The 22402-nt window shown below is 64.2% G+C and carries 20 protein-coding genes; 5 read left to right on the forward strand and 15 right to left on the reverse strand.

What is annotated here, in order from left to right; all coding sequences use genetic code 11:
• Positions 1–55: 55 nt before the first annotated feature.
• Together AC3WJM_RS19040 and AC3WJM_RS19045 are read left to right on the forward strand one after the other, a co-directional pair.
• On the forward strand, positions 56–2581 hold the full coding sequence (locus AC3WJM_RS19040; protein WP_492272660.1) for a CehA/McbA family metallohydrolase: 2526 nt from the start codon (positions 56–58) through the stop codon (positions 2579–2581).
• A gap of 213 nt (positions 2582–2794) precedes the next feature.
• Positions 2795–2929 (forward strand): hypothetical protein, encoded by a 135-nt coding sequence (locus AC3WJM_RS19045; protein WP_492272661.1) that lies wholly within the window; start codon positions 2795–2797, stop codon positions 2927–2929.
• A gap of 450 nt (positions 2930–3379) precedes the next feature.
• Here AC3WJM_RS19045 and phnN read toward each other — a convergent pair whose 3' ends face one another.
• The 13 genes from phnN to AC3WJM_RS19110 form a co-directional block, all read right to left on the reverse strand.
• Positions 3380–4042: a phosphonate metabolism protein/1,5-bisphosphokinase (PRPP-forming) PhnN gene (phnN, locus tag AC3WJM_RS19050; protein ID WP_492272662.1), complete on the reverse strand. Its 663-nt coding sequence runs from the start codon at positions 4040–4042 to the stop codon at positions 3380–3382.
• The gene (locus AC3WJM_RS19055; RefSeq protein ID WP_492272663.1) at positions 4042–4716 is read right to left on the reverse strand and encodes a DUF1045 domain-containing protein; all 675 of its coding nucleotides are present in this window, start codon (positions 4714–4716) and stop codon (positions 4042–4044) included. Before AC3WJM_RS19055 ends, phnN begins: the two co-directional genes overlap by 1 nt.
• A gap of 272 nt (positions 4717–4988) precedes the next feature.
• On the reverse strand, positions 4989–5921 hold the full coding sequence (locus AC3WJM_RS19060) for an endonuclease/exonuclease/phosphatase family protein (RefSeq protein ID WP_492272664.1): 933 nt from the start codon (positions 5919–5921) through the stop codon (positions 4989–4991).
• 76 nt (positions 5922–5997) lie between these two features.
• The gene (locus tag AC3WJM_RS19065) at positions 5998–7068 is read right to left on the reverse strand and encodes an ABC transporter ATP-binding protein (protein ID WP_492272665.1); all 1071 of its coding nucleotides are present in this window, start codon (positions 7066–7068) and stop codon (positions 5998–6000) included.
• Complete coding sequence (locus tag AC3WJM_RS19070) at positions 7065–8381, reverse strand: ABC transporter substrate-binding protein (RefSeq protein ID WP_492272666.1); 1317 nt, start codon at positions 8379–8381, stop codon at positions 7065–7067. The genes AC3WJM_RS19065 and AC3WJM_RS19070 overlap by 4 nt, the downstream gene beginning before the upstream one ends.
• Before the next feature lie 31 nt (positions 8382–8412).
• Positions 8413–9306 (reverse strand): carbohydrate ABC transporter permease, encoded by an 894-nt coding sequence (locus tag AC3WJM_RS19075; RefSeq protein ID WP_492272667.1) that lies wholly within the window; start codon positions 9304–9306, stop codon positions 8413–8415.
• The gene (locus tag AC3WJM_RS19080) at positions 9303–10271 is read right to left on the reverse strand and encodes a carbohydrate ABC transporter permease (protein ID WP_492272668.1); all 969 of its coding nucleotides are present in this window, start codon (positions 10269–10271) and stop codon (positions 9303–9305) included. Before AC3WJM_RS19080 ends, AC3WJM_RS19075 begins: the two co-directional genes overlap by 4 nt.
• Positions 10272–10449: 178 nt before the next feature.
• Positions 10450–11163: an ATP-binding cassette domain-containing protein gene (locus AC3WJM_RS19085; RefSeq protein WP_492272669.1), complete on the reverse strand. Its 714-nt coding sequence runs from the start codon at positions 11161–11163 to the stop codon at positions 10450–10452.
• Positions 11160–11966 carry an ATP-binding cassette domain-containing protein gene (locus AC3WJM_RS19090; RefSeq protein WP_492272670.1) on the reverse strand — a complete coding sequence of 269 codons (807 nt, stop codon included), beginning with the start codon at positions 11964–11966 and terminating at the stop codon, positions 11160–11162. Before AC3WJM_RS19090 ends, AC3WJM_RS19085 begins: the two co-directional genes overlap by 4 nt.
• On the reverse strand, positions 11963–12859 hold the full coding sequence (locus AC3WJM_RS19095) for an alpha-D-ribose 1-methylphosphonate 5-phosphate C-P-lyase PhnJ (RefSeq protein WP_492272671.1): 897 nt from the start codon (positions 12857–12859) through the stop codon (positions 11963–11965). Before AC3WJM_RS19095 ends, AC3WJM_RS19090 begins: the two co-directional genes overlap by 4 nt.
• Positions 12856–13986, reverse strand: coding sequence for a carbon-phosphorus lyase complex subunit PhnI (locus AC3WJM_RS19100; protein ID WP_492272672.1), 1131 nt, complete (start codon positions 13984–13986; stop codon positions 12856–12858). The genes AC3WJM_RS19095 and AC3WJM_RS19100 overlap by 4 nt, the downstream gene beginning before the upstream one ends.
• The gene (locus tag AC3WJM_RS19105) at positions 13983–14576 is read right to left on the reverse strand and encodes a phosphonate C-P lyase system protein PhnH (protein ID WP_492272673.1); all 594 of its coding nucleotides are present in this window, start codon (positions 14574–14576) and stop codon (positions 13983–13985) included. The genes AC3WJM_RS19100 and AC3WJM_RS19105 overlap by 4 nt, the downstream gene beginning before the upstream one ends.
• Positions 14573–14986, reverse strand: coding sequence for a phosphonate C-P lyase system protein PhnG (locus tag AC3WJM_RS19110; protein ID WP_492272674.1), 414 nt, complete (start codon positions 14984–14986; stop codon positions 14573–14575). Before AC3WJM_RS19110 ends, AC3WJM_RS19105 begins: the two co-directional genes overlap by 4 nt.
• A gap of 227 nt (positions 14987–15213) precedes the next feature.
• On the opposite strand from AC3WJM_RS19110, the gene AC3WJM_RS19115 reads away from it, so the two are divergent.
• The 3 genes from AC3WJM_RS19115 (at position 15214) to AC3WJM_RS19125 (ending at position 18408) form a co-directional block, all read left to right on the forward strand.
• A complete protein-coding gene (locus tag AC3WJM_RS19115; RefSeq protein WP_492272675.1) occupies positions 15214–16005 on the forward strand; it encodes a GntR family transcriptional regulator in 792 nt (263 codons plus the stop codon).
• Positions 16002–17126: an alpha-D-ribose 1-methylphosphonate 5-triphosphate diphosphatase gene (locus tag AC3WJM_RS19120; RefSeq protein WP_492272676.1), complete on the forward strand. Its 1125-nt coding sequence runs from the start codon at positions 16002–16004 to the stop codon at positions 17124–17126. The genes AC3WJM_RS19115 and AC3WJM_RS19120 overlap by 4 nt, the downstream gene beginning before the upstream one ends.
• A 136-nt stretch (positions 17127–17262) precedes the next feature.
• Positions 17263–18408 carry an MFS transporter gene (locus AC3WJM_RS19125; protein ID WP_492272677.1) on the forward strand — a complete coding sequence of 382 codons (1146 nt, stop codon included), beginning with the start codon at positions 17263–17265 and terminating at the stop codon, positions 18406–18408.
• A gap of 650 nt (positions 18409–19058) precedes the next feature.
• Here the strand turns inward: AC3WJM_RS19125 and AC3WJM_RS19130 are convergent.
• Positions 19059–20201, reverse strand: coding sequence for a glycerate kinase (locus tag AC3WJM_RS19130; protein WP_492272678.1), 1143 nt, complete (start codon positions 20199–20201; stop codon positions 19059–19061).
• Between the two features lie 526 nt (positions 20202–20727).
• Positions 20728–22134 (reverse strand): GntR family transcriptional regulator, encoded by a 1407-nt coding sequence (locus AC3WJM_RS19135; RefSeq protein WP_492272679.1) that lies wholly within the window; start codon positions 22132–22134, stop codon positions 20728–20730.
• Positions 22135–22402 lie beyond the last annotated feature (268 nt).

The following is a 22402-nucleotide window of genomic DNA, read 5'->3' on the forward strand; positions in this document are numbered from 1 at the left end:
AGTCTGCCCTTCGGACCGGAATGACGACGAGGCGCCCAACAACGAAAGGACTGTCATGCCACAGGAAAACTACCGGGCATTCGACCTGACAAAGTACGTCAACGTCGATGATGACGTCGATGCCCCAGGAGTTGCGATCCGACGCGGGCCATCATTGCTCCACGGACTACCGTTCCTCTTCGCTGAAGCAAATGACAGCGGACGCGCCCTCAGGGTAGATGCCGGTGGTTCCGTGGTACTGTCCTTGACGTCGGCTGACCGGGAACCGAAGACGCTCACTTTCGCCCACAGGGTCCGGGACGACCTTACCTGGGTAGATCGCCCCGTCGGGCGTGAGAATGGCATGTACACGTTCACGTTCACGGACGGACAAGTGGTTCGTGTCCCGATCCGCGAAGGTTTTGAAATTGGCATGCCCTGGTTGGGTGAGGTCTACCACAGCCGTGCAGTTCTCCCAAGCCTCGCAGTACCCGACCAGGACGATACCCTGCCCGACCGGGACAACGGCCCTTTTCGACTGGCCGGCTTGCGGCAGACCGAAGTAGTAGGCGCAGGTCGTTGGGCCGACCACTGCGCAAATGTAGGAGGAGGGTGGCGCTACTGGCTATGGACGTGGGAGAACCCCCACCACGACAGCCACCTGGCCGAAATCCGGATCGAAGCCGTCCACGGGGCACTTGAGCTCGGCGCCCTGTGCATCGGGTTCGTGGACGAGCATCCCTTGCGCCCCGATCGTGAGCGCGCCGTCGTGGCGGACGTGCCTGGCGGCTACCTTGGCGACGGTTCCGATCTCGCCATCAGCGTTGACCGCGGAACCAGCAGCTACACCACACCTCTCCTGGCCCAGCCGGAGCCTGATGATCCATTCTCGGCATGGGGAGACAGGGCAGGTTCGGCGGTGGTAGGCGCATATGCGAGGGTCTCCTCGGTTGGGTCCGGGACGGTACGGCTGGGCGCGGGCACAGAAACCGTGTCACAGGCAAGCTGGGGACAGCTCCGACGCAACGTCGAAGCCGATTCACCCCTGCGGATCACTGAGCTGGGCCGTAACTGGGTGCGGACACAAATTGTTGACGACGCAAGCGGCACCCCGATCCCCTGTCGCGTCAACTTCAGTACGCCCGATGGTGTTCCGTATCAGCCGCATGGACACCATCAGCACGTTAACAGCGACCTCTCCAGCTGGAACATCGACGTGGGGGCTGACGTCCGTCTTGGACGCACTACCTACGCCTACGTCGAGGGCCGTTGTGAAGGTTGGTTGCCCAGAGGAAAGGTCCGGGTCCGGGCAGCTCGCGGTTTCGAATACGCGGCGCTTGACGAGACAATCACCGTCGACCACGATACGCGTGAACTAACTTTCCGGTTGAAACGTCGGTTTGATCCGAACAAGGACCGCTGGTACAGCGGAGACACCCATGTTCACTTCGCGTCCAGCTTCGGAGCCCTTAAGGAAGCGTCCGCCGAAGGAGTCTCGGTCGTGCACCTGCTGCAGACGCAGTGGGGCAGCCATTTCAGCAACATAGAAGACTTCCTCGGCCGTCCCGTGTGCAGCGACGACGGCTCGACGATACTATTCACCTCTCAAGAGAACCGCCAACACTTCCTGGGGCATCTGAGCCTGCTGGGACTCACTGACCCTGTGATGCCATGGTCCACCGACGGACCCAACGAAGCGGTCATGGGCGGCAGCCTGGAAGCCACGCTCTCTGATTGGGCCGACCGCTGCCACGCACAGGGCGGCACGGTCGTGCTGCCGCATTTCTCGGTGCCACTAGGGGAACAGGCAGCGCTGATCGCCACGAACCGCATCGACGCGATCGAATCCGTGGCTACCGATTCCGATCCCGGTTTCGCCCACTACTACCGCTACCTGAATGCCGGCTACCGTGTGCCGATCGTGGGCGGAACCGACAAGATGTCCAATGATGTGCCGATTGGACTTTCCCGGACCTACGTGCGCCTGAAGGCCAACGATGACTTCGGATACGAGTCATGGTGCAACGCACTCAAGGCTGGTCGCAGTTACATGACCAGCGGACCGATCTTGGACTTTTACGTCGACGGCGCTGCGATAGGCGATACGCTCCGCTTGCCCGAGCGTGGCGATCGAGTCACAGTGCGGGCCAGAGCCCGCAGTATCTTGCCCATGTATCGGCTTGAGATTGTGCATTCCGGACAAGTAGTGGCAAGCACCGAGAACGAATCCGGAGCCTTCCAACTGGAGCTCGAAGAGGATATCGACGTTAATGCCCCTGGCTGGATGTCCGCGCGCGTAGGTGGTGGTGGCCCCGAGCATCTGACGCGGCATCGCGACGAATGGAAACGATCAATAATGGCGCACACGTCTCCTGTGTACCTAGCCTGTGGCGATCGCGAATCAGCCGCGGATAGCCAGGCGCTGGAACACATTGGTGCGCTGGTCGAACGCGCGCGGTCCTACGTGCTTCATCGTCACGGGTCATCGTCCGAACCAGACGTCCTTCACCATCACGGCGGCGACCACAGGGAGTTCCTCGTCCGTCCCTTCGATCAGGCCAGACAAGATGTTGAGAGGCGTCTCGGAATACACGCCGGTTGACACTGATTGGGGCACCGTTATCAGTCCACCGTCCATGCGGTAGCTTATTTCCTTTATCGCGTCCGGGTTTCCCGGTAGCGTTCCGGCGTCATGCCCTTCAGGGATCCGTGGGGCCGTTCACGAGGGTGGACAGCTTCCATTCCTCTGCCAGATACCGTATCTTCCACTGACGAAGGGCACACGCCATCTGCTTGATGACACTTCCTAGCCAAGATGAAGACCGGCGCGATCCGCATCAACCCCGCCCGGGGACCAATAGTTCAGGAAGAAGCTCTCGGCGATGCTCGGCCAAGCGGGAACCGTGCCGCGAGAGTCAGGGCCTTGACTCCCACTTGCTCGGAAACATAATCCACAACGGCGTGGTCAAACTCATCAGCCCAGTTCGGAAATCTGGCCTCATTCTCGAAAAACGTCAGCAACAACGCGAAACCCTAGCGCGGAGCCAGACTTCTGACCCAGAAGGTCAAAATTGCGCCCAACCAGAGTCCACATAGGCCCTGTCACTTGTGGGTTCTCCCGCAGCTTGTCCTCGGGGCCCGACTCCAACCCGCGGCTTTGGTCGCGGTTAAATCCTTCGGTTTCCATCATTCGTGTCACTTCCCTACGGACCGGCAAAGCCGGTCGAATGCCCAGGCAGCGCCCCAGCACCTAGCGAAGGCATTCAGCCCCCTGGCTTTATCCGATTTTCGAGATAACCGCGGAAATATTCAGATAACCGCTGTAGAACCGGTCTACACCGTGATTATGTGGCTCGCTGGGTCTGGTCGTCTGTCAACCTGACCGCCGCGGCCCAATCTTTCATCTGTCCGAAGTTGTAGGGCCGTTTCTCAGTAGCTCCTCTACGAAAGCGATGAAGGTATCGCCGGTCGCTTTGAGGCTACCGTCGTTGACGATTTCGAGGTCGACGGGGTGGTCGGGGGCCGGGTCGGGGCGCAGGATACGGGCGGCTGCATCTGCGGGGTGTTCACGGCCGCGGGCCGCCAGGCGCGCCCGGCGCACGTCATCTGAAACGGTGATGCGGATGACCCGGACCGGTGCGAAGCGTTGCGGTAATTCGTTAAGGACGGTCCGGGAGACGTTTCCGATCACCACGGCACCGGCCAGCACTGCCTGGGCGTACCGGGTCGGGATGCCGTACCGCAGACCGTGGGCGTGCCAGCTGGCCGCGAATTCCCCGCGGGCGTGCGCGAGGGCGAACTCTTCTTCGCTGACCGGGGTGTGTTCCTCGCCCGCACCCGCGGGGCGGGTTATCGTCCGGGTGACGAACAGGGGCTTTCGGGTGGAGCCGGCAAAGTGGTTGCGTGCGTAGTCGAGCACGGCGTCTTTGCCGGCTCCGCTGGGGCCGATCACACTGACAAAAGCACCGGCCATCCGAGACGATCCCTCGCTCGCCATGAAATTGCGCGCGACGTCTTCTTCGAGAACGATGCCGGCGTTGCAGAGAACGGCCTCGTGGGGCATCAGAGGGTCTCCTTACAGTTGCTGAACGGGTGAAATGAGAGAAGCTCGAAGGGCTTGTCCGGGGCGGGTTGGACGCAGATCGCCAGCGAGGTGAGCGGCACATCGACGCCGGCCACGTCGGCGAAGTGGGTGGCGATCTCCCGGTCGACCTCCTCGGTGCGCTCCAAGTGGAGAGGATCGGTGAGCGTCATGTGAAACACGAACTCCTCGAGCACGAAGGGGTAGCCCCACTGGTCCAGCAGGGCGCGCTGACGGGAAGTGAGTTCCCCGGGTCTGCGGCGCTGGTATTCCTGCTCGGTCAGGGGAGCGCGGATCTCGTCGAACCTTTGAACAACGTCCGCGGCGAGTTCGTTGATCCCGGTCTGGTCTCCCGTTGGGATCAGGGCGCGGAACTTTCCCAGGGCGGCCGGTTTCGGTGACGGAATCACCACCGGGGCACGCTCTGCAGCGAACTTGGTGGTGAATGCCTGCAGCTCAGTTTCGGTCACGCCCGTGGCGAGCAGGAACGGTGCCTTCAGGGTCGCGTGGAAGCCATAGCTTCGCGGGTTCACCGTGATGTCCTGCATGTCCTCCCGGGCGTACCAGCGCGCCGCGGTGTCATACAGGCGCCTGGCAGGACCCGGCGCGTTCCGGCCCTCCCCGCCCGGTATGGCGTACACCGCGTAGCGCGTCATGCGACGCCAACCGGATGCGCAGGCGAGAAGGACTCCACGTCAACGGTGGCGTCCACGACGGCCTCCCGCACGTCAAAGTCGTTGCCTCCCACGGTGTTCACGCGGTGACGCTCACCGCCCGAGAATGCCCGAGGGAGCGCCCACAATCGCCCGGGAACACCCAGACGTGAGAGCGGCTCGCCGGGGCGCCGGGGGCGATGATCTCGGCGGTCCGGCCATAACCGCTCGGTTCGGTCAGGCCACGCCGCTCGCACCTTTCCCATATCCTTCTGTCACCCTTCGACGGGAAGAAGGTCAGACTCGTTGTTTCGTCGCTCGGGTTCGGTTGTTTGGTGGTCAGGCGCGGGGTCCGGGAGGGTGAGGTCGGCAACGACAGCGAAATGGTCCGATGGCCAGACGCCGTTTTGATCTGCATGGTTCCCGGCAACCTGGGCCGCGGTGACGTGCCCTTGGCCGGGGCCAGCTGGGCGGTGGATGTCGGTGGGGGTGGTGCCCACGAAGATGTAGTCGATGCGGGTGCTGGGTTGTCCTCGTTTTCCGACAAGTGGGTTCGTGTTGTCCCAGGTCCAAGGGCGTGAGGTGCCGTCGGCGAAGGACCATGCGTCGAAGAAAGAGCGTTCCGGCATGCCGGGAGCGCTGGTCTTGCCAAGAAGTAGTCGTATTTCGTCGGAGTCCGGCTCTGCGTTAAAGTCTCCGGTGATGACCGGCGGATAGTCGACGGTCGATTTGCGGTTGATGAATTCGGTCATCGCGACGATCTGCGAGACCCGGATCGCTGACTGAGCGAACGGGGCGTTGGTGTGGGTCGTGAAGAAAGGGATGCGACCGTTGGGGGTGTCTATGCCCGCGTAGAGGATGACGCGGCCCTCGGCGCGGTCGGCTGGGGCCGGTAGTGGGAGGGTTTCCGTTTCGCCAATGGGCCACCGGCTTAGCACGGCATTGCCGATGCGTATTTGCTGCCCGAGACCGTCGAGTGCCGGTACCCAGGTCCAGTGCATGCCCAGCAGCTCTGCTAGTTCCCCGGCCAGGTTTGAGTCGCCGTCCTGCCATACTTCCTGAAGGCCGCACACATCGACGTCGAGGTCTGCAATGGTCGTGGCGATGGCGTCGCGCCTGGCGGCCCAGTCGCCGTACTTGCTCCAAAGGTTCCAGCTCATGATCCGGAGCCGTTCGGTCTTTTCAGCGGGGGCTACGGTTGTGCCCATTGTGGGGTTCTCCTATTTCTGGTGTCGGTGTCGAAATGCTCGGGTGAAGAGGCGGTGGCCGGTCGTCGAGGCAGGTTCAGGCCCCGACACGGGCACCGTCAGCGTCGAAGTAATGTATGTCGGCCAGGCGGATATGGATCCTCATCCGATCGGTCAGGATGGTGCGGGCGGGGATCCGCATCTGTAACCGGTGTCCATCAACGTCCAGATGCACGAGCCGGTCGCGGCCGTGGAGCTCGCTCATGAGGAGAGTGGCAGTGAGTTGAAGGTCGTTGCCTGTTCCCTCGCCGGGCCGGACCTCCTCGGGTCTGACCCCGAAAGTCACGGCGTGCGGCTGGTTCACGCCGGTGAAGGGTGCGCTGATGGGCAGGATGGTCATGCCGCTGAGGAACGAGGCGACGAAACTGGTTCCGGGCCAGTCGAACACGTCCGCTGCGGCGCCGGCATGGTCTATGCGTCCGTGCCGCATGACGACAAGTTGGTCGGCGAGGGCGAGGGCTTCGGTCTGGTCGTGCGTGACGAACACTATGGTCATATGGAGTCGCCGTTGCAGGGCGAGCAGTTCGCTGCGCATGGTGGCGCGCAGCTCGGCGTCGAGGTTGGAGAAGGGTTCGTCCATGAGCAGGACGGCGGGATCGCGGATAAGAGCCCTGCCGATGCCGACCCGTTGACGCTGCCCGCCTGAGAGTTCGCCCGGCTTGCGGTGCAGGAGCCCGCCGAGCTGTAGCAGGTCCGCGATCTCCAATGCTTTGGCTCGTCGGATGGGGCGGGGAGTCCGGGTCATCCGCAGCGGGAATTCGAGGTTTCCAAGGACGGTTTTGTCGGGGTAGAGGGCATAGTTCTGGAAGACCATGGCGATGCCGCGATCTTCGGCCGGGGTGGTGGTGACGTCGTGGCCGCCGATCCTGATGTGTCCTCCGCCCGGGGTTTCCAGGCCGCTGATGCAGCGCAGCAGAGTCGTTTTGCCGCAACCGCTGGGCCCGAGCAGCACGGTGATGGTGCCGGGTTTGACATCCAGGTCGATGCCGTTGAGGGCCGGGTGTGCCGTGCGGTCGAAGGTTTTTGTCAGGGAGAGGCATTCCACCCCGCGTGGCGTGATCGCGCTGGTGAGGGTCTTCGGTGTGGTCTGAAGGGTTTCGGTGGTCATGAAGACTCCAGCAAGGACTTGGCTCGTTGGGCGGCATCGTCCAGTGCCGTGCGCGCTGGTTTGCTCCCGCGCAGTGCGAGGACGATTTCCTGGTCGAGGTTGCTGGCGATTTCGGCCGAGTTCTTTCCGGGCCAGGCAAACCAGCCGACAAGGTTGTTCATCTGTTTCGTGGCGGGCGTGTACAGGGGGTTCTTGGCAAGGAAGTCACCAAGGTACTGGGCTCCCGTCGCGGCGGTCTTGTTGACCGGAGAGTAGCCGGTGGCCTTGACCAGTGTTGTGATGCCCTGGGGGTTGACCAGCTCGGCAATTGCATCCATTGCAGCCTTCTGGGCTTGTGGGTCCTTGGTCAGCACGACCAGGGCTGCGCCGCCTGCAGCGCACCGCAGGGTGCCGCCGTCGGGTATGGGCAGAGCCGCTGTACGGACTTCGAATTTGGCGCCTGCAGCCACAGTCTGGATGTTGGAGCTGCTGTTGAGCATGATGCCCAGGTCCCCCCGCCCGAACGCGGCTGCCTCCTCGGTGGTGGTCATGGTTTGCCCGAGTCCGTCGCCGAAGAATTTGGCCCAGAAATCGATGACCTCAACACCGGGCTGCTGGTTGAACTGCGGGGTCTTGCCGTCGGCGCTGAGCATGGAGCCGCCGTTGCTGAACAGGAAGTTCTGGAATCCCCAGTTGCCGCTGTGATCGTTGCCGTAGGTCGCGCCGTACTTCACGGCCTTGGAGGAGACGAGTTGTTGGGCGTAGCTGCGGAGTTCGGAGAAAGTTGTGGGTGGCTTGTCGGGGTCCAGGCCGGCCTTGCGGAAAGCGTCGGCGTTGTAGAAGGCAACCAGGGTGGAGGCCGAATACGGGATCGCGTAGGTGTGCCCGGCCGATTGGCCCACGCCCAACAGCGAAGGGTACAGCTGACCGGTGTCGAAATGGGCGTCATTGATGAGGCCTTCGAGCGGAACGGCCCGGTTGGCGTCGATGTAGTTGCTGATCGCGCTCATCCCGATCATGGCAATCGCAGCGGTGTGACCGGCGGCGGAGTCGGATTTCACGCGCGTGTCGACGGAGTCGTATCCCTTGCCACCGGTGTTGACGACCTTGACGGTGGTTCCGGTCCGGCTGGTGTAAGAGGGGCCCAGCTGGGCGGCGATGGAGTCCAGGTATGGAGGGAAGTTGATCGAGATCAGCTCGATGTTCTTGCCGCTGTCCCCGGTGGAAGTCCCGGTTGTGGTGGTGCTGCAAGCGGCGAGGAACACGGCGAGGCTGCCGGCTCCGATGCCGCCGAGGGCGGCGCGCCGCGTCATGGGCATAGTGAAGAGGTTCATGGCTAATCGCTTTCGATGTGGTGACGGGTGGTCAGTCAAGCCCACGGCTGAGGGCAAGACCGCGGACGAAGTGGCGTTGGCAGAACAGGAAACCCACAATCAGTGGCGCGGTCGCCAGGGTCGCGGCCGCCATCTGGGCGCCGAAGTCGGAGCCCGATTCCTGGGAAGCGAACTGGGAGACGCCGTAGGGGACGGTGGCGTATGTGGTGGTGCGCAGGATAACGCTGGGCCAGAACAGGTCGTTCCAGTGAGCGATGATGCTGAACACGCCGAGGGCGAGGATGGCTGGTTTGACGTTGGGCAAAACGACCCGCCAAACCATGGCGATCGGGCCGACACGGTCAAGGCGGGCGGCGTCGAACAGGCTCTGGGGTATGGAGAGGATGAATTGGCGCATCAGGTATATGCCGAAGGCGCTGACGGCGAACGGCACGACGAGACCGGCAAGGGTGTCGCCCAACCCGATGTGGGAGAGCACGACATAGTTGGGGATGGCGATGACCTGGCTTGGCACGATGAAGCACGCGAGCACGAGCCAGAATGCCGTGGTCCGGCCGGTGAACCGCAGTCTGGCCAAGGCATAGCCGGCGGGCACGCTGGTGAGGACCTGTAGTGCGAAAATGAGTCCGGTGCTGAGGATGCTGGAGAGGTAGTATCCTCCCCACGGCGCCGCGGCCCATGCGCGGTCGAAGTTATCGAAGGTCAGATGCGACAGGTCGAGGCTGCCGTCGAGGATGTAGGGTTCCGGAGTGAAGGCCGAGCGCAGCATGACGTAGTACGGGGCGAGCATGATGACCGCACCAAGTCCCAGAAAAGCGTGTCTGGCGATCTGTCGCGGCACATGGCCGCGGGCCGCCGGTGTGCCTGCTCCTGCTCGGGCGTGGAGGGTTGCCGGCCGGTGCGGGGTTGTGGTCGTGGCGCTCATCGGCTGCCTGCTGCTTCCCAGCGACGACCAAAGGTGCGCAGCTGTGCGAAGGTCGCGATCAGGACGATGACGAGCAACGCCAGGCTGATTGCGGAGCCCCCTCCGATGTCGCCAAAGGTAATTGCGCGCTCCCACATCAGATACGACAAGGTTGTGCTGGAGCGGACGGGTCCGCCTTGCGTCATGACCTGGATCTGGTCGAACACGCTGAGCGAATTACGGGTCGCGACGACGATCGCGAACACCAACGAGGGACCCAGCGCCGGCACTGTGACGTGCCAGAACTGCGACCAGGCTCCGGCACGGTCCAGGCGTGCTGCTTCGAGCAGATCGGGGTTCACGTTGTTCAGGCCGGCAAGAAACATGACCATCGAGGAGCCGATGCCCTGCCAGCTGCCGACCACGGCCACCGCCGGGAGCGAGAGGGTGGTGGAACCCAGCCAGTCGTTCCAACCGGTGAGACGTCCGATCGTGGCGTCGATGAGGCCGGTGCTTGGGTAGAACATCCAGCTCCAAACCACTGACATTGCGGCAAGGGTTGAGGCGGCGGGCATGAAATAGACCGTGCGCCAGAGGGAACCTCCGCGAGTGACCCCGTTGATCCCGATGGCAGCGGCCAGGCCGACGACGACGATGGTGGGAACAGTCATCAGCCAGTACAGCGCGGCGTGCGCGATTCCGGCCTGGAGTTGGCCATCTGCGAGCAACCGGATGTAGTTGCCGAGCCCGGCGAAGTTGTTGGTGCCCGAGAGCAGGTCATAGTTGAACAGCGACAGGACAACAACGATCAGGACAGGGGCTGCGACGAAGACGACCAGCAACAGCGCCGCCGGGCTGACGAGCAGCGCCGGGACGAACCGCGCCGGGGGGTGCAGCCTGCCCAACAGGCGCGCTGCCCGCGTTCCATCGGGTTGGCCGTCATTGGGACGGTGGTGGGCCAGGGTTGTCGTGCTGCCCGGTTTCATGATGCTGCCGCCGTGCCGGATTGGATGGGATCGGTATCGATCGCGATCGGATGGTCGGTGAAAGCACCTTGTTCAGACGACACGTTCACCTGATACCTTCCCGGGGCGCCGGGGATGCCGGCTGCCGCGGTTAAGGCCGGGCGGGGCTGCCCCTGCAGCTCAGCTGCTCGGGTACTTCTCATGAGGGGACCTCTTCTGCTGGCTTGGGTCGGTGGAGGGTGACGGTTCGGTCGGCGACCGCGGAGGCCAGTTCCGCGTCGTGCAGCACGGAGATGACGGTGCTGCCGGCCCGGCTCAGGCCCCGGATGTGGCTCATCACCCGGGCAGTGTTTTCCGGGTCGAGTGATGCTGTCGGTTCGTCCAGGAGAAGCAGCCTCGGGGGAACCACCAGGCAGCGGGCGATATTGACCCGTTGCTTTTCTCCGCCCGAGATGAGGCTGGCGGGCAGCTCCCACATCGTTGGGTCAAGTGCGAGCCGGGCCAGGATCTCCCGGGCGGCGTCCGCTGCCTCCGCGGCTGTCGCGCCCCGGGATTGCGCGGCGCGGATGACGATGCCCAAGGGAGTGCGGCGCGGCTCGGGGGCGAGGAACTGTGAGACGTAACCGAGCTCGGTGGTACGCAGATCGGCCAGCTGTGTTGGACTCAGTGCGCCGAGGTCTTTGGTGTGTCCGCGCGCATCGTCGAGCAGGATCGAGCCCCCACTCGGCCGGTAGGTCCCGTAGATGCAGCGCAGCAGGGTGGACTTGCCGCAGCCGCTGGGGCCAAGCAGCGTCACGTGCTCGCCCGGGCCCACGTCAAGGGACACGTCACGCAGCCCGGTGACGGTGCGTCCGGCCCGGTGCACGGTGAAGGACTTATCCAGATGCCTGATACGCAGGCCGAGCCCGGTCATGCGCGGGCCGCCGCAACGAGGTCTTGGCTGTACGGGTCCTGCGGGTCTTCCAGCAGCTGATCGGTCAATGCTTGTTCGATGATGCGACCTTCCTTGAGTACGAGCGTGCGCGTGCACAGCAGCTCGATCACGGCGAAGTCATGGGACACCACGACGCTGGACACCGCGAGCTCGTCGAGCAGATCCCGGATCAGATCCAGCACCGACGCGGCCGAGGCCGCATCGAGTCCGGTCGTCGGTTCGTCCAGCAGCAGGACCCGTGGGGCGCTGGCCAGCGCGGCCGCCAACTGGACGCGCTGGCGCATGCCCCCCGAGAACGAGCTGGTCGGATCGTCGGCACGGTCCGGTGCGATGTCGACGCGGGCCAGCAGGGAGCGGACCTGGCGGCGGAGACTGTCGAAGTTGCGTTCGCCTGCGGCCAGCAGTGGCCGGGCGATGTTCGCTCCAGCGGTGAGGGACATATTGAGCCCGTCGGCCGGGTTCTGGTAGACGACGGCGAGGTGCCCGCGGCGCAGACCGCGGCGTGCAGCCGGGTCCAGGCCGAGGATGTCCCTGCGGCCTTCGTCGAAGCTGCTGAGGTAGGCCGTCCCGCTGCTCGCGGGCTGGTCACCGGCCAGGCAGCGCATCACGCTGGATTTACCCGACCCGGAAGCACCGACGAGTCCGAGGGCCTCTCCTTCGCTGAGGTCGAAGCTGACGTCGCGGGCGGCGGCGAGTTCACGCGGTCCCCCGGGGTGTGCCGCATCAAGGGGCAGCGGATAGCTCTTGCCCAACTGTTCGACCCGCAGGCTCCACTGTTTCATCGGTGGCCTCCCGTCCGGCGGGTCGAGCACCAGTCGATATCGCTGCATTGCCAGGATTGCTCTCCGGCGATGACCGGACCGCCGACTTGCAGCGATTCGGTCGAGCCGCAACGTCTACAGACGCGTCCAGGAGGTTGGCTGGAGTCGAAGGATCGATCCTCGAAGGTCAGCGGCTCGACCGTGGTGTGGGGAGGGATGGCGTACACCCGCCCTTCCCGGCCGGCGCCGAACAGGGTGAGATGATCCGAGCGGTCCAGCTTGGGGATGTCCCAGCGCGGGATGGGCGAGGGGGCGATGACGTAGCGGCCGGCAACCACGCAGGGATGACCGACCGCCCGGCTGACCTGGCCGTCTCGAATCTGGTCCTCGTACAGGCTCACCCACGCGTCCGTGTAGTCAGACTCGGCGTGCATGCGCGTACGTTCCTCAGGATCGCCGGTAACTGCCCGTAGCGGTTCGGGCTCGGGAACCTGAAGGATGAGCAGCTGATCCGGGCGCAACCGGGTCTCCGGGATGCGATGGCGGGATTGGATGACGGTGGCCTGCCTGGTATCGGTGGTGGTCTTGATGTCGGTGACGTCGGCGATGAACCGGCGCAGGCTGGTCGCGTTCACCGACTCGTCGTCGCCCTGGTCGATGACTTTGATGATGTCGGTGGCGACCAGCGACGCCAGGCTGACCTGGAGGCCGCCGGTGCCCCACCCCCGGGGTACGGGCATTTCGGAGGATCCGAACGGCACCTGGTAGCCCGGAACGGCGACCGCGGTAAGCAGAGCGCACCGCAGCCGGCGCTTTGTCTCCTCGTCGAGGAACGCAAAGCCGGGCGAGGCGCTCCCGGGGCCGGGGAAGGCCTGGGTCAGCATGCGGCTGAGTTCAGGAATCGGACCGGTCATGATTCACTCTCCTGATCTTGGTGGGCGGCAGGGGGCCGTCTGAGGGAGGCGGCACGGGCCATCTTGGCCTCGAAGCTCACATGGCGCGGCAGCTTCAGGCTCGCCAGAAGGCCCACGGCCTCCAGTCCGTCAAGGCCGCCGGTCACGGCTCGCGCGACGGCGCTGGCCGGGCCTTCCCGCTCGACCGCCAGGTCGAGCAGGGCCATCGCAATGGCCTTTGGTTCGTTGTGCCCGAAGCAGGCCCCGTAGCCGGCGTCGAACGCCCCCCGCGCCCCGGGTCGCGTGGTCTCGCCGACGACCTCGGCTTCGGTCACCCGCACCGATCCGACGTTCACCGGTTGCCCGGTCAACGGGTGGGTGAGGGTCACAGGCAGGACACCGTGGCGTAGTTCGACCAGTGTTGGATAGTGTGCGGCGTGATCCTCCGAGTAGGTGCTCGTATAGGCAAGGCAGGCGGCCGCGGTCGTATCCGCACGTGCCAGGGCTGCGAGTCGTCCGGACCGGGGCAACGTCGCGGACCGGGGTTCGCGGTCGAGGTCATGTGGCCGTGGTCTGTCGGATCGGGTGGGCCCGTCGAGCAACTGCTCATGCCGCAACAGCGCGGTCAGCCGCGCCGGGGCATCACCGGCGCCGCCTGGACGGCCTGATTCGTCCGGCGCGTTCCTTGCCGTTGCTCTGCCGGAGTCGGCCGTCTCGTCGCGGTCTGCAAGCTCCAGCAGGTGCGCGGTGTAGTCCGTTGACGCGCCGAGCCGCTCGAAGCCGCCGACGGGGTACTGCTGCGCCGGTACGATCCGGCGCAGCAGCCGCATCCGGTCGGTGTCCGCGGGCAGGCTTTCGGCCAGGCGCGGCAGGCTTAGCCGGTGGGTTCGCAGCAACTGAGCGGCCTCCACGCTGTCGCCCTCAGTCTGCCGGATGGCCCGGGCCGCCAGTTCAGGTGCCCACAGGCTTCCCTCGCTGATCGCACGATCGACGGCCCGCCGCAAGCGGTCGGTGATCTGGTCCAGTCCGAGAGCCGGAGCCGGGGAGTCGGCGAGCGATCGCCGCTGTAGTTGCTCGGCTTCCGCGATCGCGCGCAGGCTCGGCTGCGCGGCGTCGCCATTTTCTCCGGGGAATCCGCCGGCGGTCATGGGGTCCTGCTTTCGTGTACTGTCACCTTGGTCGAGCGAGGGATGCCGCAGACCCGCCCGGCCGCATCGACCAGCCACAGATCGAAGCCCGTCGGCGGGTTCCCGCAGGCCACATTCCGGACTTCGAGGTTCTCCCGGGTCCAGCCGCCGACGACGAGCCGTCGCTCGCCCTGGATGCCAGGGCCGGTCAGAGTCAAGCAGAGACCATCCATCACGGCCGGCGGTTCAGCCGGGGCATCCAGCCGAGCGCACCCGGCGAAGACCTTGGCCGCCCCCTCAGGCGCGGTGGGCGTGCCGGTGCGCACGGTGGCCAGCACACCTGGCGGGGTGCCTGTGCCGCAGACCACGATGTCGGCACTGGAAGCATCGAGGACGCCCGAGGCTCCGAGGACTGCGACGGCCGTCTCGTGATGGGCCAGTGACAGGGCCGCGACGAAGGCCGGATCTTCCGGCGAGTTCGTCGTTGCCGGAGGAAGGGCGAGAAGCTCGCCCGGTTCAGCCAGCGCCGATAAAAGTACCCGGAAAATCTCGCCGGTCAGCGCATCGTCCTGAAGACATGGCGGCACGGCGGGGGGAGGGTAGATGGTCATGAGGATCGGATGTCCGTGAGCTGGAGCTGTGCTTCCAGGGCCGCGTCCTGTTTGACAAGGTCAGCTGCAGTGCCGGTGCACAGCCGGGCAACCTCTTCACCGAGCGGCCCAGAGGCTTCGGCTTCGGCGTCGCAGACCGCGGCGGCCAGCGCTGCGAGCCGGTCCGCGCCCAGCCGCATTGCCCAACCATCAACGCCGTCAAGGTTCGCCCATGCTTCCGAGGCCAGTACCTCGCCGAGGTAAAACGGCTCACCGGTGAGGGGGTCCCGAAGCTGAAGCTGCACCAGACCCGAACGGGTCGGGCGCGGTGTCGCGATCGTCTTGTGGGCGGCCAAACATCGCTCGGCCAGCGATACCAGCGCATCCCGGGGCGCAACAGACAACATCTCACAGCGGCGTTCTCGATTCATGACTCAAAGCCAACCAGCCGACGAGATGTCTTATCAAGTTCTCAGAACTTAATTCACCCGGGGTTCATCGGCGAGCGGACTGTTGAGAGCCAGAAAAGCCGATAAATAAGCCATTTCTCTTGCTATTTGAACGCATGAATGGGTTCCAGGGTTGTCTTAACAACTGAGGAAATCATTTCCCGATTGTCCACCTTCCGTTAACCGGGATTGGGCTAGTGTTGGAACTTGTGACCACATCCGACGCTCCGCATCACCAGGCCTACTCCGACCCGACCGAGACCGGAAAGGGCACGTTGGCGACGTACGTGGCCGTCGCCGACGAACTGCAGGAACTCATTGCCGGCGTCCCGCCCGGGGACCGGCTACCGTCCGAACACGAGCTCGCTGAACAGCACGGGATCAGCAGGGTCACCGCGCGGGCCGCCCTTCAGGAGCTTGAACGTCGCCACCTGGTGCGACGTGTACGCGGCGCCGGAACCTTCGTTTCCCGGCAAATCGACTTCATCCTCAACGGGGAAAGCCCGCCCAGTTGGAGCGCAACCATCCGCAGGGCCGGCGGCGTCCCGGAAACCAGGATCCTCAGCCTGGAGGCCATCAGAGCGCCCGCCGATGTCCGCGCACACCTTGGCCTGTCCGTTGCGTCCAAGGTCATCCGGCTCGTGCGCCTTGGCTACGTCGACGGACTGGTGGCCGCGTTGACCACCACGCACATACCGGCCATCATCGCACCCGATCTTTACGACCGGGTCGCCTTCGGCGGATCGCTCTATGAAACCTTGCGCGCCCTCGGATGCACGCCGACCCGCCTCTGGAACGCGGCAACGCTGGAGATACCTTCCGGCGAGGTCGCCGCGCTGCTCAAGGTTGAAGGCCGGCCGCCTGTCTGGCGCAGCGAAGGATGCGTCATCGACGCCGCCACACAACGCAAGATCGAATACGGAGTGAGCTGGAGCCGACCGGACATCATCCGCTACTGCTTCGAATTCGGTGCCATCCACCAACGTGAAGGACAGCAATGAAACAGCTCTTCGACTCCACCCAACCTGCCGACACCCACCCTGCCCGGAACCAAACCCTTACGGGCATCGACAACGCCAGGATCGTCCTGGGCGATCGGGTAATCAACGGCTCGATCGAGATCGACAACGGTCTCATCTCCTCCATTACGACCGGCCTCCGTACTGACGGCAACCGCCTTGACGCCGAAGGAGGCTACGTCCTCCCCGGACTCATCGACCTGCACTCGGACGCCATCGAGCGCCAATGGCAGCCCAGACCGACAGCCGAGTTCGATGGCGATCTGGCCTTCGTGGAAACCGACAGACTCTTCGCACTCTCCGGCATCACCACAGCCGTACACGGAGTGGCCTTCATCGAACTCGAAGGATCCCGCTCGATCGAGCGCGCACACCGTCAATGGGCGACCATCCGGGGACTGCGGCCGAATGCCCTTGTCCGCCACGCGCTCCACCTGCGAGCCGAAGTCACCCAACCGCGCTCCCTGGAATCAGCGCACCGTTTGCTGCACGAGGGCGACGTCGACCTGATCTCCTTCATGGACCACACCCCTGAGGCGACCGTCGCCGGCGAGGGCGGAGTCTCGCGCGCTAAAACCGGCGCGGGGGTTCAACAGTTGGCGCGACAGGCGGCCATCCGCGCCGTTCCTGTGGCCTCCCACGACGACCCCACCGCGGAATCCGTACACGCCATGGCGCGCCTTGGCGCGGGCATCTTCGAGTTTCCCGTCACGCTTGAGGCGGCCACCGCCGTGCAAGCACTCGGACTTGCGGCTATCGTTGGCGCCCCCAACATCCTGCGTGGCGGCTCACATGTCGATCGTCTCGCCGCCGCCGACGCCATCCGCACGGGCACGGCGTCGGTGGTGTGCTCCGATTACGCGCCCGCGGCGCTTCTGCGCGCCGCCTTCACCTTGGTCGAGCGCGGGATATGTACCCTGCCAACGGCGGTCGCGCTCATGACAACGAACCCCGCCGGCATTCTCGGACTGACCGACCGCGGAACAATTACTCCCGGGTCCCTGGCCGACCTCATCCTCGTCCACCCCGTCCATGACGTTCCCAGCGTCACCCACACCGTCGTCGGCGGCCGCCTGGTTACCTCGATCCCGCGCAATCACTGACATCGCGTTGACCGAGACGGCGGGCCCGGATGGGCAGACCGCGCGGTGGAGCGCATCGCAACGACCGAGGCGGCTCTGAAACTGAACGCCGATTCCAGAAGTAGGTCCACGATCGAAAGGTAGTCCCTACCCGGCAATGAGCAGGATCGGATACCTTTGGGCGTCAGTGCCTCCACGCCTGGCCTCGGCCGGCGCCGCTGTGGCTTTGCCGATTCTGGCCGTGCAGCAAATGAACGATGTGGCCGTTGGAGGCGCGTTGATTGCTGCTTTCCTGGGCCCGAGCGTGCTCGGTGCACCCATTGCCGGCGTTGCCCTGGACCGAGTCCGCCGCCCGAGTTTCCTTATCGCCGTTTCCGGGTTGCTGACAGCCGGAGCCCTCGCCATGGCCGGGTTCCTTGGTCAAGTGCCACTTCCGGCCGTCTTCGTTTCTCTGGCCATCGCCGGAGCTGCGTCACCCTTCTACGTGGGCGGGCTGTCCAGCTTTGTGGCTGATGCGATCCCCGGCGGACGGCGTGCTTTCGCCTACGACGCCCTGTCCTACAACGTCTCCGCCGTCGCCGGACCCGCATCGGTAGCAGTTTCGTCAACGATCTTCCCAGCTAACGTGACTCTTTGGGCACTCTCCGCGGTTTCAGCCTTGGGCGCGGTGAGCACACTGGTCAACCAGCTTCCCCCACACACAGTCGCTGGAGTCTCGGTGTGGCAGTCAATCGCCGCCGGCCTCCGCCATCTGCTCGGTCACCGCCCCATCGCCGTGGTCACGGCTGCGTCAACGCTCAGCCAGCTCGGCCAGGGCGGGCTTGCCGTAGCGGCGGTTGCATTGTCGATCGAGCGGATCGGATCGCCACGGGACGGCGCAGTTTTAGTCACGGCCTTCGCAGCCGGCAGCCTGCTCGGCGCCCTCTGCGAGACAATCCGACCAACCCGCGCCCGGCCGCACATCGTCATGATGACAGGCTTTTTCGCGACGGGAATGCTCACGATCGCCGCTGCGGTCGATCTTGGACTGCTATGGACGGTTGCGGTCGTTGGCCTGTCAGGGGTCTTCACAGCTTCAACAGCCGCCGCGATGCTGTTCCTCCGCAGTCACCACAGCCCGACCGGGCTGAGGTCCCAGGTTTTCACTGTCGGCGCCGGACTCCGAGTCACGGCAGCAGCCGCCGGCGCAGCCCTGGCCGGGGCTGCCACCGGCCTCGGCGGCACCCTCACCATTGCCGGCCTTGGCTTGGCCTGGATTGCGTCAGCCGGGCTGATGGCCGCCTACCCGGCAGCCAAGTCCTAAACCAACCCTCCCCAATCTGCCACAGCAGCTCGGCCGTATGTGTGGCAAACCAAGACCGGCGAGACCCCCAACCCGGTCGGCGACCCCATCGCGAGTAACCAAACGCCAGGCCTTTCGCGGGAGTCCGTAAGCCACAATCGCATGAACAATCCTTTACCCTGCAAACTTGGCGGCTCGGGACAGCTATAGGAGTACTGGGCCCTTGTGGGACGCCCAACCTGGTTTGCAACCCGTCGCTAGTACTGAATGCCGCGCCCTTTGCGGCCAGTCCGCGAGCCATAATCGCATGAACAATCCTTTACCCTGCAAACTCGGCGGCTCAGGACAGCTATAGGAGCACTGGACCTCATAAGTGCGGAGCACCACCGGATGCCTCCGGTGTCCCAGTGGTCCTCGGCTTCGTTGTGATCCGGAATCAGGCCTATCGCACCTGCGGGACGGCAGTCACGGTCTGGAACTTCCTGGCCTTAAGCCCGCCCAGCACCCTGCCACCCAAAGCGTTGAACCTGAATCGAGGCTGCCTGCGGCCGGTGCCGGAGAGCAGAACATTCAGGGGACGCGCCGTGCGGCGGGGCAGTGCCCGGCGACTGGACCCCGAAGTCTCTCTCGATGCCCTTTTTATTCCAACGGCGCCGCTCTGGCGCTGCTTCCTACTCCCCGCCTTCCGACCGGTTCAACGCCGTGTCCGTGTCCGACGAGACTGATGACATTGTGATGGCGGTAGCCAACTGTCGTCCCGCTTCGCGGAGCCAGTGAGATGGTTGCGTCATCGCGGAATCGACGGAGCCGGCCAGATCCGCAAGCGATAGAGCATGCCCCCAGCGGTCCGGTACGGATGCTATGGTCCCGGCGACCAAAGCGGTTGGTCTGCGGTGCCGGCCCGCAATGGTGTGCACGAGCGCCGGCGCTTTGCCCATATCGGACTGTCCGTCGTACCGGCCTTCACCGGTAATCACAAGGTCTGCTGCGCGAATGCGTTCATCGGCGTTGAGAGCCTCGGCGACCGCAACCGCACCGGGGACGAGCGCTGCACCCCAAACGAGCAGGCCGAAGCCCGTTCCTCCCGCAGCTCCGGATCCCGCTGCCTCCATATCGACGGTTGGAAGGAACGAGGCAAAGTGCGCCAAGGCAGACTCGTAGCTTTCCACCTCTGACGCACGGATTCCCTTCTGTGGTCCGAACACTGCTGCCGCTCCACGGGGACCAAGCAGAGGTGCATCGACGTCACAACAAACCATTACACCCCCGGGCGGCAGCGGAGACAGACTACCAAGGTCTAAAGATGACAGATCGGTGAGTGCAGCCCCGCCCAGGGGCAAGGGTTCTCCCGACGCGTTAAACAGGCCCGCACCCAGCGCGCGCAGCATCCCGGTCCCGGCATCCGTGGAGCAACTGCTCCCAATGGCCAGGGTGAGCGACTCCATTCCATGGTCCAGTGCATCCGCTATGGCTTGGCCGAAACCCCAAGTGTGCGCGTTCCCTGGCCGCAAAGCGTCGAGCAATTCGATGCCGCTGGTGTTGGCGAGCTCCACCACCCCGCGTTTGCCGGGAAGCTCGACCCAGTTGGCGTGTACCTCCCGGTCTGCCGGTCCGCGGAGCGTCACGTTATGGAAGATCGCCCGCGGTTCTGCGCCCGCAAGCGCCGTCAGCGTGCCCTCCCCTCCATCTGCGAAGGGAATCAGATCCATGGAATCTCCCGGACGGACCTCCCACCAGCCGTCACGGATCGCCAAGGCAACATCGTGGGCCGCGACCGTGCCTTTAAACGAGTCCGGTGCAATGACAATTCTCATGGGCATTCTTCTCTCTGTACTGACTGAACTTTTGCCAGTGCCGCTTTGGCGGCCATGCCGAGCAGCCGCCGATTGACGGAGGCGTCCAAGAGGCCGAAGCTCAATCTCACACAACAATACCATTGACATTCGGTTTCATATGTTTAAACTTAGAAGGAGATTGTAGCGGCTTCGGTGGGTCCAGCCAGGATCCCCCGCGTGCATTTCTTAAGGACGGACATGATGAGCACTGCGTACAGCCTGCTTCTCGCCGGCGTTTTTGGTCATCGCATGGATCCTTTGCTGGTGCCTCCACCTCGGCGACGGCGGCCGCTTCCGTTCGAGGACGGCTTGAGCCGGGGTCCGTGGAGCTGCAGTCCATGGGCGGGGCTTTACTTCGATGAGACTGAGACCTATCCAGGTAGCGTCGATGACTTCGGCCGCATCCAGTAAGGGTGGACCAATTGCGGACGAGTGTAATCCCGTGCCGGGCAAGCCGCGGCAATGGCTTTGCATCGCCCCCGGCTTCGAATGTCACCGGCGCATGTTAGACAAGATGCAGGCGCCACGGAGCCGGAGTGGGTCCGGATTTGTCGTCTGCTGACTCGGCCGGGGGATATGCCCCGCCGACCATGCGGCCGGAGTTGGTGGCGATGACGACGCCGTTCCGGTCAATGATCGATGATCCCTGTGGGAGCGGTGCCAGCAGCGGTGCAAAGGCCGTTTGCAAGTGGCTTACCAAGACATCTGCACCCGCTACGCCGATCAGCCGGCCGTCGGGAGTTGTTACTCGTTTGGTGAAATCGATGATGTAGGCGTGGCCGTTGGCGTCGACATATGCATGGCTTGTGTGGAGACCGGTACTTTCATCCTCGGGCCACCATGCGGTTGCGCGGAAATCGTAGTACTGCAGATCCTGGTACACGCGCTGGGGCGTTTCCATACCGAGCGGCTTGTAGTACCAAACGAAGCCTGCCTCTCCGAAAAACGATGGATCGGTCAAAAAGATGCCTAAACCGTTCAAGGTATGCGAGGCCTCCCCCAGGGTCCGGCGCAGGACACTATCCAGTTCGCCAAGGGCATCGGACCCGGCGCCTGGCTCGTCCAGAAGATCGGAAACGGTGTCCTGAACAACCTGGAGAGCCGAGCTGGCGGTGACCGTTATTCTCTCTGTCAGCGCGTCGATGCTTTGAATGGCCCGATCCGTTTCGGTAGCAGCAATCGGACCTGCAAGGTCAAGAGCCATCCGTTGATCGATGAGCCGATTCATGTCATGGCGAACGTGCTCTTCGGCTAGGATGCGGGCCCTGCCGGCATCGCCGACGCGTATGGCTTCGACGATCGCGACGTGTTCTTGAGCGACCAGATGACCAGCGCTTGTCGAAGGTGACCACAACAGCGCCCCGACTTCGGCCTGGAGGGCGACCTCCTGACGGGTGAGGCGTACTGAGCTTGACGCAGATGCGAGTTCAATGTGGAAGCGGCTGTCTGCTCTCGTTACGTCGGCCGGCTCGACTACTTCCTCGACTATCCCAGCCAGGGCAGCTAGTCTCTCCAAGGGTATTTGCCGGGCTCTGGTAGCCGCGGCGGCGGCCGCTGCGCCTGTCAATGCGGCGCGATACTCACGCAGATCGCGTAGATCCTCAAGGGAATAGGAATGGAGCCTTTCCCTGTGGGCGCGTTGCGGGTTCCTGCCGTTTGCCTTGACGAAGCTTCCCCCTCCCCGGCCGCGACGTGTCTCAATGAACCCCTGATGTCGAAGATCAGCCAAAGCGGTGCGAAGCGTCTGTGTGGAGACACCCATCATGGCTGCCAGATCACTTTCACTGGGCAGTTGTTCGCCGTCTTCGAGCAATCCCAGCTCGATCGCATGGCGAAGCCGATCGCCGATTTCTTCCCCACGTTCGGCGATTTCCAATCGGCCGAACGCCAGTTGTTCCCTCCAGCTACTCATTGCCGTCCTCCTGATCGTCCCCGGGCCTCCGCATTCTCCCATCCTATCCTACAAACCTTGACATGTGATCTCATAGGTTTTCAGCTTTAGGGAAAGTAGGGATCAATTGGGGATCAACGGGATCGGGTATCCCTCGCAGAAGAAGCCCGGGAGGTGGGCATGATGAAAATCCTGAAGCTTGTTCACGAACATCGTGAGGAGCGGGAACGGACTCGTCCATGGCCTGCACCCAAGGCCCCCGAATAGTCCCGCGATTCCTGGCTGCATT

The sequence above is a fragment of the Arthrobacter sp. FW306-1B-G06A genome, from assembly GCF_058781765.1.